We start from the raw sequence: 14727 nt of genomic DNA on the forward strand, positions 1-14727 counted from the left end.
TTACTGTTTTCTCTGTCTTACATCCTATTAAAAAAAAGAAAGTGAGTATCAGGAAACTGGTAAAAAAAGGACTCTTTTTAATCATTTTGTACAGATTTATATTTCTTGATTCTTTAAAGAATCGATCATTGTAACGTAGGTTATATACTATTACTACTACGTGCTTTAGAAATGTAAATCTAGAAAATCATTGCAGGTTTGTTATATAAAATAATATCCATTGTGTATCACATAATCCCCATTTTAAGGTTTTTTCACTATAAAAATGATTCCTCTTAAAAAGGCTGAAAACAATGGATTCTTTTTAAACAATTATCAAGTCTTTAAATGCTTAAAAAGGCGTAAAGAAAACGTTCTGTAAAAATAATCTGCATAAAAAAACCCTGTTTCTATCAAACAGGGTTTCTTTAAAATATATTATAAAGTATTTTATTACGATTCTCCTTGGCCGTAACCATAACCGTAACCATAACCATAACCATAACCGTAGCCTCTCTCTACATCTACATCATTTAAGATGATAGACATGTTTGGCAAACGTTTGTCTTGATACAATTTGGCCGGTATTTCTAACAAGCGTTTGTCAGAATAATTGGCTCTTACGGTATAAATAAATAAGTCTGCATTTTTACCAATTACCATTGTATCCGTCACTAATTTTATAGGAGCTGTATCAACTATTACAACATCATAATGCTCTTTCCCATAGGCTAAGATTTCTTCAAAACGCCCATTGCTTAACAATTCCGATGGGTTTGGAGCAATGATTCCAGAATGCAGTACATCAAATCTTAAATCGTCTAAAGGCTCTATCAATTCTGAGACTTTTATAGAACTGTCTGTTAGGTAATGCGTAATTCCTTTACCAAGTTTTTTACCTAAATAATCTTCTAAACGTGGTTTTCTAATGTCTGCTCCTATTAACAATACTTTTTTATTAGAAAGTGCCAATACAGAGGCCATATTTACCGCAATAAAAGTCTTACCTTCTCCTGGTAAGGTAGAAGTTACAAAAATAGTTTTTCCTTTTGTTTTATTCCCGGAAAGCATAAAATCTAAATTGGTACGCAACATTCTAAAAGATTCTGCAATACCGCTTCTGTCATCTTTGTTTACCACCACTTTTTTACTATCACTAGCCCTTGGTATCTCCCCTAAAAATGGTGCTTTTACCACCGCTTCTACTTCTTTTACATTCTGTACCTTATTGTCTAATAAAAATATCAGATAAATAATTCCAAAAGGTATTGCCAACCCTAATACAAAAGCTACAATATAAACTAATTTACGTTTTGGGCTCACAGGTAGATCTCCTGCTTGTGCGGTATCAATCAATTTGGCATTGGCTACATTTAAAGACATTGAAATGGCATTTTCTTCTCTTTTTTGCAATAAATACAAATACAAGGTTTCTATAATTTCTTGCTGTCTTTGTATGTCTCTAAACTGTCTTTCTTGTTTGGGTACAGAAGTCATTTTAGTATTCGCTATTTGCTCAGCTTTTTTGGCATCATTTAGAGAAATTTCTAAAGAAGATTTTAAATTGACCAACCCTTGGTATATGCTCGCACGTAATTGTGTAATTTGAGAATTTAAATTTTGTACTACTGGGTTTTTATCACTGGACCCTTTTAAAATTCGGTTGCGTTCTAAAATCAATTCGTTGTATTGGGTACTATTGGCACTCACAGATCCATCATTTAACCCCAAATTAGAAGGAATTAAATTGTCTTTATTTTCCGTAATATAATCCATTACATAATCCGTCAAACGCAATTGGGTATTGATTGATACAATTTTCTTTTCCAGCTCGGCATTGTTATTTAATGCCAAAGAAGCTACCGAAGAAATATCCGTTAAACTGTTGGTTGCCTTAAAATCTTCTACCCCCTTATCTACATCCGATAAATCTTTTTCAATCACTGCCAAACGCTCATTGATAAAATTTTTGGTATTGTTTCCTACCATGTTTTTATCAGCTACTGCATTTTCATTGTATTGTACCACCAATCTATTTAAAATGGCTTTTGCTTTTTCCCTATTTTCCGCAGTCAAACTCAATTCTACAATACTGGACTTGTCATATTTTATACTAACTCCCAATCCACTTCTTAAATTACTAACCACCTTTTTTATAGGTGTTATCTTAACTTTTATTCCCTCTTCTTTGTGTAGTAAAGTTTCATCTCTGGGAGTAATGGTAATATCTCCAAACTCCGTACTGATATTTTCTCCAAAAACATGTGTTGAAACAACACTTTCTCCTAATGTCATTTGAAATTGCGCAGATGATATCGGAACAATCGTAAAAGTTTCATCTAAATCTAATACTGTTTCTTTTTCTGCGAACACCACCTTATAAGGTGGTTGCTCATCATAAATCTCTACATCTCTAACATTGCCTTCTTTGTAAAATGTGATATTGATGCCTAAATCTTTTACTACCGTTTCCATTAGAGAATACGATTTTAAAATCCCGATTTCATTTTCTATGGATTTTTTATCATTTCCCATCATAGCTAAATCTTCAAAAGCTGTCAATTCATTAGACAGACCTCCACTATCTTCATCGTCTATTAAAATAGTAGTCGCTACTTGATATTGATTGGGTGTATAGCGTAAATATAAAAAGGCTATAATAATTGCTATTACTATAGTTACCACAAACCATTTCCAATAATACAAATATTTTTCTAATATAGCCCTTATGTTGATTGTTTCGTCTTCTTCAAAGACATTGTTAAATTCTTGTTGCATAGTTTAGAAATCTTTTTTTAAAATAAAATGGCAATGATGGATAATAAAGATGATATCGCTGAAAATATAACACTCGTATTGGCTCCTACTACCGATGAGTTGATTTGTGCCTTGTTGGGCTCTACATAAATGACATCATTTTGTGCTAAATAAAAATAAGGCGCATTGAATAATTCTCGATTTGTTAAATCAATTGGTATTAATGTACGTTTTCCATTTATTTCTCTAACTAAGGTAATGTTTTTTCGATTTCCCTTGATGGTCAAATCTCCAGCCAAACCAATAGCCTCTAGTACCGTAATTCTTTGATTAGGTATGGTAAATGCCCCAGGTTTATTTACTTCACCAAGTACCGTAACCTTAAAATTAGTGGTTCTTATAGTTACAATCGGATCCGAAAGATATTCTTTTAATTTATCAATTAGATAGACACTCAATTGATTATTGGTCATCCCTTCTACTTTTAAGCTCCCCAGAATTGGAAAGTTAATTTCTCCTTTGGCATTCACCAAATAAGGCAAAGGCTCTATATTAGCTAGAGAGTTTCCCATCACAGGTGTTTCATAAATATTAAAAGGCAATACAGCCTCAGAATTAGTTGCAGATACATTGATGGTAAGCATGTCATCTTTTTGTATGGTTGTCTCATACTCCTGTAAAACCGCATCAACTTGTAAACTTTCTTTATCCCCAAAATACACCATTTTTTGCTTGGATACACAAGAGGTCATTAATAAAGTTATCAATACAATCCAACTGATCTGTAAATTCTTCATCTTTTTTTGTTTTTTTTTGATTTTGATTATTCTTTGGTTCTTCTTCAGGACATTAAAAAGCATTTTCATCTTTCTTAAAAAACATGGAAAATGCAGTATTAAAGATAATCTTTATATCCAACATAAAACTCCAGTTTTCTAAATACCAAATATCCGCTTCTGCCCTATTTGCCATATCACTCACTTCTTTAGTTTCTCCTCGGTAGCCATTTATTTGTGCCCAACCCGTTACCCCAGGTTTTGCAAAATGACGTACCATAAACTTGTCTACCAACACACGGTATTCTTCGGTATGTTTTAACATGTGGGGTCTTGGGCCTACCAAAGACATGTTGTTAAACAGTACATTTAAAATCTGTGGCAACTCATCAATACTGGTTCTACGCATAAAGGCTCCGAAAGGTGTGACTCTTTTGTCGCCTTTAGTAGCTTGTTTTGCATCACTTTCTTCGTTGACCACCATGCTTCTAAACTTTAAACACTGAAAAGGCTCATCATCTTTACCCGTTCTTAATTGTTTAAAAAACACTGGCCCTTTACTCGTTAACTTAATAATAATAGCAATGATCGGGAATAACCATGAAAAAATTAAAACAACTACTCCTAGAGAAAACACAATGTCAAAAACTCTTTTGATTACTCGGTTAGACAATTTGTTTAAAGGCTCGTTTCTCAATTTCATCACAGGAATGTTCTGTATGTAATTGATGGTAAATACTTGCGATAAATATTCCGAAAACTCTGGAATAATTCTTACACGAATCATGTTATTGTCTGCGTAACGAAACAAATCATTGATCAACTTACTCTGGGTATAAGGCAAACTGATGATGATTTCATCTACTTTGTGATCGTCTAAAAAAGCAGTCACTTCAGACAATTTTCCCTTGTAAAAATCTTTAAAATCGTCGGTAACCTTCGCATCCGTAAGTATTCCTTTTATTTGAAAACCATAACTTTTGTTCTTATATATTTTTTCTATCAGCTTGGTAACGTTTTCATTCATCCCAATAATAACAATGCTACTGCTTCTATTCCCTTTTCGTCGGGTGCTTTTTAACCAATACATGGCTGCCATTCGCCAAGCCGTCATGCTGATTACAAAACCTAATAACACTAATAAAACAAAAGTTCTAGAAAATTCGTATTCTGTGATGATGAAAAACAAACCAGTACTGATAAAAAAGAAAACCAAAAAGGCTTTTAAGTTTTTTGTCACTACTTTGTGCATTTGTATAATTCTTGGTACATCATACAAACCTAGTTTTAAACCAATAATGGCCCACAACAAAGACCAAGATAAAAACAACAATACAAACTCTAGTTTAAAAGAAATCAGTAAGTTGAACATTAGTAACTTTGCAATAATAAAACAGCTTAACAGTAGTACCAAATCTACTGTTAGTAAGATCAAGGAGATTTTCTTATTTTTTGGCTTAAACATTTTTTAAATTCTTTTTAGGGGAAATTGTAGCAATTCTTATTTTTTATGTTGTTTTTACGGGTACTATTTTAGGAATCAAATACTGAGGTATTTTTCTGGCAATTTTAAAAAACAACGTGACATATCCTAATAATTTGTGCTTTTTTATAATTATGAAGTCTTCACTAGATTTTTTCTTTTGCAAACTGGCTGTGGTACTTTTACCACCCAATCGCATGGTAACTACCCAATCGTTCAAAAAGTATTTTTTTATGTTCATCTCTTTAAACCATCTTAAAGAAATGTCATAATCACTGGCTATTCTATAAGATTCATCGTACAAACCATAATCTTTAAACACTTCCTTTTTCACATAAATGGTGGTGTGTAAAGGAATCCAACCAAAATTTAAAAAGCGTTTTTGATAGGGTTTGGCTTTGTAGATTCTTTTTACTTCTTTAATGTTGTCTCTTTCTACATACATGCCATTGGCATACAATAAATCAGCATCAGAGCTGGTAAAAGCATTGGCTATTTTTGCTACCGAAGTTGATTCATAAAATAAATCATCCGAATGCAAAATACCAATGACATCTCCTGTTGCCGCCTTTATTCCTTTATTTAAGGCATTGTACAGGCCTTTGTCTTTTTCAGAAAGGTAATACCCCAATTGCGGTATGTAAGGGTTGATTATTTTTTGGGTACCATCCGTAGATCCACCATCAATAATAATATGCTCGATATCTTTATAGGTCTGACTTAAAACAGACTGAATACAGCTTTCTATACAATTGGCATTGTTATATACAATGGTAATAATGGATATTTTCATATTCTACTTCTTCTAATTAAAATAGGTCTTTTTGATATACTCTTTAATAGCCTTATCATCCTTATTAAAACGTCTGTTTAATTCATATAATTTGGCATCCACTAGAAAACGATACCAAAATCCTTGTAACACATGCCATATAAAGCCTTGTTTTCCATCTAAAAAACCAAATCTAAAGATATAGCGATAGACAAAGTTAAGAAAAGGACGGATAAATAAAGGTATGTTTGCATATTTTAGTTTCATAAATCGTTTACGCTGTTCACTAGTACCAAAAATATTAGACTCCACCTCTTTTTGTGAACCTAAACTGTATTTGATACTAAGCATATCTACCATTTCTCTGGTTGCATAATGATTATGTTTGTCTGTCCACCAAGTAAAATCATTTAAATTGGCATCAATTTGACAACCTTCTATTTGTATCGTTTCTCCATGTTTTAAGATGATGTGTTCATCCATCCAACGATTCTCACAACTCCCTATTTTATGTCTAAAAATTTTTAAATTCCAACGAGGTGCCCAAGTACCATGTTTTAATAACCTCCCCAAAAAAACAATCCCTCTTCGCACGTAAATGCCCGTAACTTCTTCAGATACACTCGGCAATTGTTTGCTTAAATTGGCTATTAAAGTTTCATTGGCATATTCATCGGCATCTATACGCCATACCCAATCTGTAGTGATATTGCAATTTTCTAGCCCCCAGTTGAACTGAGTAGCATAATTTACCCACTTATTCTGAAACACTTTGGCTCCTAAATTTTCTGCAATAGCCACTGTATTGTCTTTGCTATAAGAATCTACTACATACACTTCATCTACAAAACCTTTTAATGAATTGATGCATCTAGCAATGTGTTGTTCCTCATTATAGGTAAGTATAATTACCGATATGGTATTTGCCTTATTCATTATTCTAAATTTCTTTTCTTTATAAATTTAGCAGGGTTTCCACCTACAACCGACCATGCTTCTACATTTTTAAAAACAGCGGCTTTTGCACCTACAACAGCTCCTTCACCCACCGTTACTCCAGGTCCAATAAATGCCCCAGCAGCTACCCATACCTTTTTTTCGATTACTATTGGAGCTAAGAAAAGGGGGTGTGATTTTTTGGTATAATCATGACTTGAAGCACACAAATAGGTCTTTTGAGATATCGTAGCATTGTCTTTAATAGTAATTAACCCTTGATTATAGCAATCTACTTTAGGTCCTAAACAAGCATAATCTCCCATTACTAAATTCCAAGGTGCCCAAATTTTTACATCTGCATTTACCATCGCTTTCCAACTTACTTTGGCTCCAAACATTCTAAGAACAAAAACACGCCATTTTTTAAATAAACGCAATTTAAAAGGTCTAAACAATATTATTGAAAGGATATTCCATACCCCTCTTTTAATTTTATTTTTCTTTGAAAATTTATGCCTTGTATTTGTATTATTTAATTCTTTGTGGTCCATTTTCAGCTGTTGCATTAAGCATTTATTGAATCTTCTAAAAATTGAATTGAATTTTGTCTTTCTTTTTCCAACTCTTTTGCTGAAAAATCAAAATTAATATTCATAAAATCTTTTGGATAAGGACTATTTTCTTTAATCAACCTATGCTCTAAATTCACCATCTTTAATAAATTTTCTTGCCTAGCATTGTTGCTTTTTGAGGCAGGTGCAATTGTGTAAAAAGGTTTTTGAAATATTAGTGAAAAAACAGATCCATGAAAAGAGTTTGTTAAAACAAAAGAGGCTCCTGCATATAAACCTAAAAATTCCGATGGTCCTGCATCTACAATATTTAAAATAGAAGGATCCTTTTCTACATTCACAGAATTAAAACATGCTCTTATAATTTTATAGCCAGTTTCTTTTTGGATCTCTAATGCCAAATTTGTAATGTAAGGAGAATAGGTTAATATATACATTAAAATATATGGTTCCTCTGTCTGATAAGGCACCATTTTTTCTTCCCATTCAGATTTGGTCAATAAAAGCGTAGGGTCTACCACTTGTGTCGCAGTTCTACCGGTAATTTCTTTGATTAAATCAACTCCAGAACTTTCTCTACATGAAATAGAATCGATGCTTTCAAAACATTTTTTATAAGTAGGGTAAAAATCTTTATTCAAACTCCCTACCCCAAAACTTGATGCAAAAGATATTCTTTTTTTATCTTTAGGAGCAAAGGTTAAAAAATAAGGCTCTATAGAGGTTCTTGTATTAGGATTCCATACCTGATCACTTCCTACTATAAAAACATCATAATCTAAATTTGCATTGTATAATTCAGAAATACTTTTATACGTTTTTGAAATGTTCGTGTTATCTGCATGAAACTTGTCAAACCGTTCTTTTCTTATTCTAGTATTCTCTGCATGAGTTAGTTTATTGTATTTGTCAATCCATTTTAAAACAATCCCTTTTAGGTTGGTTATAAAATCTATTTTAACAATAGGTTTCGACTTTTTTTCTGCTTTATAATCTTTGTGCTTATAATATAAATAATTGATAATTTCATTATCATAGCCCAAATCTCTTAATTTCATATTTAAAGCAGAAGCCTGTAATTCTGCGCCATAATTATTTACATTTAGTATTGTAATTACTCCTATTTTCATTTTATATTTTTTTTAAGTTTTAAAAATATTTTAGTTAGAAGAAGCTTTTGGCCTATTAGCACATAAATCTTTTTCACCTAGATTTAATTCTTCAATTTTTTTCATTAACATTTTTTCGTGAATTTCAATTTGATCTTCACTAAATCTTTTTTTTATAACTTTTGCAGGTGCTCCAGCAACAATAGAATAAGGTGCTACATCTTTTGTTACGATAGAGCCAGCCGCAACAATTGATCCATTTCCTATTCTTACACCTGTCATAATAATTGAATTAGCCCCTACCCAAACATCTTTACCTATAATAGTTTTATTAACAATACCCCTGTCACAAAATATAATCGGTAAACCAGGAGTATCATAAGTATGATCTCCCCCTACAATTCTAACATCACCGGCAATCATCGTATAATCTCCTATTTCTACTTTTGGATAAATACGGCTATTAGTTCCTATATATGAAAAAGCTCCTGCTTTTAAATCAGAAGCTAAACTAACTCCTTTAGCTACATAAAAAGTTTTATGAATATTATTTTTATTTAACTTAAACTTTTTTCTTACAAAAAACATTTTTATGTCTTTGTATAATACTTTTATTAATATCTTCATTACTGTAAAGATTTTTCTAAAATTTGTCTTTGAGTCACTGGGTTGTATTTTTCATCTATAACCTTAAAACACTCTTCTCTATGTTTTTTAATTTGTTCTTTATCCATTAACAACCAATACTTAATTTTCTCTGCTAAGTCTCTAACATTATCTTTTTCAAAAAAACTACCAGTTACCTTATCTTCTATCGCTTCAAACTCTGGCATTTGCGCTTCAAAAGAAGAATGTGTAATTATCGGAACCCCAAATACTAAAGAATGCATTGCAGTTAATCCCACATTACCTGGCGCTACACAAACATTAGCATTCATAAAAAAATCTCCAATTAGATCATCATCATAACAAGCCCCATAAAACCAAACTCTGTTACCTAATGATAATTCTTGTACTAATTTTTCTAACCTTTCTCTTTCTTCTCCATCTCCAATAAAAATTAAATTACAAAAAATATTTTTATCTTTTAATATTTTCATTGCCTCTAAAATTTGATGTAATTTTTTAATTTTAGTAAGCCTTCCAGTAAAAATTAATACTGGGTCTGAATTCTTAAAGTAATCTGTATATAAATTACTTTTCACAAAATTATTTCTAATTTTAATTTGATTTTTATAATCTAAAGAATTATAAATTACAATAATCTTTTCTGCATTAACTCCATATGATATCATTTTATTTTTTGCATAATGCCCATATACATATATTTTATCACAGAAACTCCAAAATGTTTTTAAAATTATTTTTTTTCCTTTTGACAAATCGAATGTAACCCCATGTGCCCAAATTGATGTCTTTTTACCCATAATTTTACACAAAATCATCGAAAACCAGGTAGATAAAAAATATGGATTTCCTAAAAAAATATAATAATCATATCTTCTAAAAATTAATTTCAGCAATCCAGACTGCCATAGTATTTTTTTATTAAAAAGCCATTTATTTTTTAAAACTTCATAACCTAATTCATCAGGTTGTACTACTTTAATATTAGCTTCTGTATCTATACCTGCAGCTATATTAACATCTATTTTTTTAGATGTTTTTAACTCTTTAAATATTGGTAGTCTATAATGAGCAATGTAATGGTATACTATTAGCAATTTCATATCAAAAAAAATTTCGTTTTAAACTCTTAAAAATATATGTTAATATTTTTATTTTAAATATAAATATAAATATTAACATTGTATATAAACTAATAAAATAAAAAGAGAATTCAAACCTCCAAGATGCCACGGCAACCATAAACGCCAAAGCTGACACATATTTAATATAGTTACTACAAAAAAAGGAAATCAAATTTTGAAGAATAAACAGTAGGAAAACTATATATAAAATACCAAACCAACCAAAATTTGCCCAAGCATCCCCTAAGAGAGTTACGTTCAAATATAAAGAGACTCCACTTGCAACTGATTCACCAGCTTCATGCCCCACACCTCCTGGTTTATCTTTCCAAATACTTTTCGGTATTAATGCTCCAATAGCTTTAAAGATCATAGTATCTCCAAATGTAAAATCTTTATTTGAAGGGTAATTATCTGTTACATATTTTAATGCTGCAATATTAGACCCCTCTGTAATAACCAATATAGGATCAGATGAATCTTCAGATTCAATTTCATTTTCATAAGCAATACTAATTACTTCAGAAAACCTACTCATTGAAACCTCTTCAGCCCAAATCATTCCCCTAACCATAGGCCAAAACTTAGCAACAGTTATTAGAGGAAGACAAAATAAAATCATTATCAACATTTTTTTGTAATAACCATATAACAAAAAAGGAATTGCAATTGAGAATACAAAGAAAAGAATAACTATTCGATTACCTGACATTATTAACTCCATTATTATTAATATTCCTGCAACATAAAAATGTGGTTTAAAAACTAGACCTTTTTTCAGATAAACTAACTGAAAATATAAACATATTCCTGGTAAAAACACTCTTCCAACATTATGAAATTGTCCTAATAAAACATATAATGGCCCTCTAGCAAAGACATCTGCATTTGCCCTATACCAATGTGATCCACCATTTAATTTACCAGAACTTAAAAAAATAATTGTTAATGATAAAACATAAAAAACCAATACCCCAATAAAAAAATCTTGTTCAAATTTAGATATTATAAAATCTTTTTCAATTAGTCTATTCTTAAATTTAATTAAATTTGCTGATATACCAAATACTATATTTGCTGATAAAATATATAAAAGTAAATCTGTATCTATATATGGATTGAAAATTAAAATATCTAAAATTGATATTTTACCAATAATAAAAGAATAAAAAAGTGGTAAAAATGTAAAAAATAAACCTCCAAAAAACAAGCCATCAAAAATCGTTAGAGTATTTGTCTTTTTTATTTGTTTTAATCTTTGTTTCAAAAGAGAAATAAGAATAATAGTACTGATTAATAATAATACTACTTCCATTTAAGAAATATTTTAGTATGATAATTTAAAGCCATAATAATAAAAAACAAAAAATTAAGGACCACAATACCTAGAGCCACAAGCACAGAAGAAGGTAGGTTTTTAAAATTATTAGATACCATCATATAACAAACAATTAAAATACCTAAATCTCTAAAAATTCTTAAAAATAACATTTCCCAATTTCTAGAAGATGAAAGATATGCTTGTGTATAAACATTACTCATGCTTAAAAAAACAGATGATAATACTAGTACTGGTAATACATCTCCCATTCTACTAAAAGACGTCCCATAAAAACCTGAAATAAAACCTGAAAATACAACTATTAAAATGTAAGGAATAAATGTTATCAGAAAATTAAATAGCACAATTCTTTTTAAAATTTTATTTTTCTGTTTTTCGTTATTTGTATTTTCAGAAAAGTGTGATAAAATAACATTCCTTAATATTGCAGGAATAAAAAGAATTATTACATTCCATTGCATTGCAGCTGAATAGACCCCTACCTCACTAAAAGTAGCAAATGTTACTAATATTATATTTACACCCCAAGAAGAAATTGAATAAATTGCTTCTTGTAAAGCTATAGGAAGTGAAAATATCAAAATTTCTTGAAAAATTTTTCTTGAAAAAACCACACTGTTTGTAACATTTTTATATTCTTTCTTATAATTATTAATTAATTTATAGTTGAGAAACCAGTTAAAAATTTGAGATAAAATTAATGATATCAAAGCTCCATACAATGTAAAAAAGTAAGATAAAATTGTAGTTATAATGAAAGTAAAAACCCCAACATAGAAGTTAATTTTAGTCATTTTTTTAAAACCACCATATCCAGATATAATACCTATTTGAGTTGTATTTACTGCATTAAAAACTATATATATAGCAGCTACTTTTAAGGGTAAAGAAAGTTCAATTTCATCCAAAATATTTTTCGCAAAATAATTAGAAAAAATAAACACTAAAAAAGCTAGAATGAAACTAAACCCAAATGTTATTAATTGAGAATATTTTAAAACAATACCCAAATATTCATTCTTTTTAGTTTTATTTTCAGCTACATATTTAGTAGCTGTATAACCAAGACCAAATGTTGCAAAAATAGCACTAGTCATCAATGTGTTCTTAATAATACCAAATTGCCCAAAAACTTCACTTCCCAAAAATCTTGCTACCAAAACTCCTGACAACAAACTTAACCCTTTAGACAATATATTACCAAATATTGCCCAAAAAGAATCTTGAAGTAATTTATTACTTTTGACTTTATTCAAAAAAAAGTTTGTCGATGAATTCCTCATTTTTTAGTTAAAATATATCATATTACTTTTTATTAAAAACTTTTACTTATATACAAAACAATATTAATTTAAAAAAATCACAGATTTAATTTATATCCTCAAAACTTACTCTACCTGCTTTAAAATTTCGTGACCAGCATTAAGCAAATCTACATCTTTTTTCATTAAAGCAACATCTCCTTGCATCATATCTTTTACCAAATCTTTTAACTCATATTCTGGGGTCCATCCTAACTTTTCTTTTGCTTTAGTTGGATCTCCTATCAATAAATCTACTTCTGTTGGACGGAAATAAGTTGGATCTACAGACAAGACTTCTTTACCTATTTCTACTTGAAATTCTTCTTTAGTACAAGCAACTACATAAGCTTTCTCATCTACTCCTTCTCCTTTAAATTCTAATTCAATTCCTACTTCTGCAAAAGCCATACGTACAAAATCTCTTACTGTAGTAGTTACTCCTGTTGCAATTACCCAATCTTCTGCTTTATCTGCCTGTAAAATCATCCACATCATACGTACATAATCTTTTGCATGACCCCAATCTCGTTTTGCTTCTAAATTCCCTAAATACACTTTTTCTTGTAATCCTAAGGCTATTTTTGCAACCGCTCTTGTAATCTTTCTTGTTACAAAAGTTTCTCCTCTTCTTGGTGACTCATGATTGAACAACAATCCGTTACATGCAAACATATCATAAGCTTCACGGTAATTCTTTGTAATCCAAAATCCGTAAATCTTTGCTACTCCGTATGGTGAACGTGGATATAATGGTGAGTTCTCATCATAAAATCCTCGCTCATTTTTATTCTCTGGCATACCTCCAAATAATTCTGAAGTTGATGCTTGATAAATTCTTGTCTTTTTCTCTAATCCTAAAATACGTACCGCTTCTAAAATTCTTAAGGTTCCTAATCCGTCTACATTTCCTACATATTCTGGTGTATCAAAAGAAACTGCTACGTGAGACATTGCACCTAAATTGTAAATCTCATCAGGTTGACATTCTTGGATGATTCTTGTTAGATTCATAGAATCTGTTAAATCTCCGTAATGTAACTTTAATCTTTGATCTGGATCATGTGGATCTTGGTATAAATGATCTATTCTGTCTGTATTAAATAAAGAAGCTCTTCTTTTAACACCATGTACCATGTAACCTTTTTCTAATAGTAATTCCGCTAAATAAGATCCATCTTGTCCTGTGATTCCTGTAATTAATGCAACCTTCATGTTAAATTTTTTATGCTTATTTGTTTTTTCGATTTCCGATTTTTGTGTTTCGTTGTTCGATATTCGATGATCGTTATTCGTATTTCGATGGTCATTGTTCGAGAGTAGATGGTCGGATTTCGATGATCTTGTTTCGATTTTACTGTTTCCTTTTTACTTTTGCCTTAAAGACTTGATTAATTTATACAACATCATTTTTATTCTTATACATAATTCATTTAAAACTCCATATTCTTTTTCTGTTATATAAGTTAAATCCTTTGCCAAAAACAACTGATAATTCACCTCTTCTAAAGCCCCTTTTGCAATATATAAAAATTGAATAAACTCTTTTCGATACTGCCTACCATTTCCCTCTATAATATTTGTTGGAACACTACTTGAACTTCTTCTTATCTGACTGGTTAAACCATATCGTTCGGAAGAAGGGAAAGCATTAGAAACCTTATAAACATTCAACGTAAGTTGATGCGCTAGCTTCCATACTTCTAATTGACATTCCATTTTTTTCTTTTCTTTTTCGTTTACGATTTTTTTGACTTTCGACCATCTATTTTCGACTCTCGTTCTTTGAACATCGAACCTCGGTCATCGGTCTCTCCTTTTACATTTTTACCTGTTTGATGGTATCTATATTATTTAAAAACCATTCATAGGTCTTTTCTATACCTTCTTGCAATTCTGTTTTATACTCCCAACCGATGGCTTTCATTTTAGATACATCCATTAAC

The 14727-nt window shown here is 30.4% G+C and carries 13 protein-coding genes and 1 pseudogene; all 14 read right to left on the reverse strand.

Annotated elements, in window-relative coordinates; translation table 11 throughout:
* Nucleotides 1–432: 432 nt before the first annotated feature.
* Nucleotides 433–2757: a GumC family protein gene (locus KI686_RS13780; protein ID WP_237589905.1), complete on the reverse strand. Its 2325-nt coding sequence runs from the start codon at nt 2755–2757 to the stop codon at nt 433–435.
* Between the two features lie 17 nt (nt 2758–2774).
* Nucleotides 2775–3533 carry a polysaccharide biosynthesis/export family protein gene (locus KI686_RS13785; RefSeq protein ID WP_237589906.1) on the reverse strand — a complete coding sequence of 253 codons (759 nt, stop codon included), beginning with the start codon at nt 3531–3533 and terminating at the stop codon, nt 2775–2777.
* Nucleotides 3534–3585: 52 nt separating this feature from the next.
* Nucleotides 3586–4977, reverse strand: coding sequence for an undecaprenyl-phosphate glucose phosphotransferase (locus tag KI686_RS13790; RefSeq protein WP_262914004.1), 1392 nt, complete (start codon nt 4975–4977; stop codon nt 3586–3588).
* 43 nt (nt 4978–5020) lie between these two features.
* Nucleotides 5021–5788, reverse strand: a complete 768-nt coding sequence (locus KI686_RS13795) for a glycosyltransferase family 2 protein (RefSeq protein ID WP_237589908.1) — start codon at nt 5786–5788, stop codon at nt 5021–5023.
* A gap of 12 nt (nt 5789–5800) precedes the next feature.
* Nucleotides 5801–6703, reverse strand: coding sequence for a glycosyltransferase family 2 protein (locus tag KI686_RS13800; protein WP_237589909.1), 903 nt, complete (start codon nt 6701–6703; stop codon nt 5801–5803).
* Entirely contained in the window at nt 6703–7272 is a 570-nt protein-coding gene (locus tag KI686_RS13805) for a putative colanic acid biosynthesis acetyltransferase (protein ID WP_237589910.1), read from the reverse strand. Before KI686_RS13805 ends, KI686_RS13800 begins: the two co-directional genes overlap by 1 nt.
* Nucleotides 7272–8408: a polysaccharide pyruvyl transferase family protein gene (locus tag KI686_RS13810; RefSeq protein ID WP_237589911.1), complete on the reverse strand. Its 1137-nt coding sequence runs from the start codon at nt 8406–8408 to the stop codon at nt 7272–7274. The genes KI686_RS13805 and KI686_RS13810 overlap by 1 nt, the downstream gene beginning before the upstream one ends.
* A 30-nt stretch (nt 8409–8438) precedes the next feature.
* A complete protein-coding gene (locus KI686_RS13815) occupies nt 8439–9014 on the reverse strand; it encodes a CatB-related O-acetyltransferase (protein ID WP_237589912.1) in 576 nt (191 codons plus the stop codon).
* Nucleotides 9014–10117, reverse strand: a complete 1104-nt coding sequence (locus KI686_RS13820; protein ID WP_237589913.1) for a glycosyltransferase family 4 protein — start codon at nt 10115–10117, stop codon at nt 9014–9016. Before KI686_RS13820 ends, KI686_RS13815 begins: the two co-directional genes overlap by 1 nt.
* Nucleotide 10118: 1 nt before the next feature.
* On the reverse strand, nt 10119–11453 hold the full coding sequence (locus tag KI686_RS13825; protein ID WP_237589914.1) for an O-antigen polymerase: 1335 nt from the start codon (nt 11451–11453) through the stop codon (nt 10119–10121).
* Nucleotides 11444–12736 (reverse strand): oligosaccharide flippase family protein, encoded by a 1293-nt coding sequence (locus KI686_RS13830; protein WP_237589915.1) that lies wholly within the window; start codon nt 12734–12736, stop codon nt 11444–11446. The genes KI686_RS13825 and KI686_RS13830 overlap by 10 nt, the downstream gene beginning before the upstream one ends.
* Before the next feature lie 132 nt (nt 12737–12868).
* Nucleotides 12869–13996, reverse strand: coding sequence for a GDP-mannose 4,6-dehydratase (gene gmd, locus KI686_RS13835; RefSeq protein ID WP_237589916.1), 1128 nt, complete (start codon nt 13994–13996; stop codon nt 12869–12871).
* 153 nt (nt 13997–14149) lie between these two features.
* Nucleotides 14150–14500 carry a four helix bundle protein gene (locus tag KI686_RS13840; protein ID WP_237589917.1) on the reverse strand — a complete coding sequence of 117 codons (351 nt, stop codon included), beginning with the start codon at nt 14498–14500 and terminating at the stop codon, nt 14150–14152.
* Between the two features lie 100 nt (nt 14501–14600).
* Nucleotides 14601–14727, reverse strand: a pseudogene (locus KI686_RS13845) (GDP-L-fucose synthase); the annotation flags it as partial.

The sequence above is a fragment of the Polaribacter sargassicola genome, from assembly GCF_021991835.1.
Lineage (GTDB): Bacteria > Bacteroidota > Bacteroidia > Flavobacteriales > Flavobacteriaceae > Polaribacter > Polaribacter sargassicola.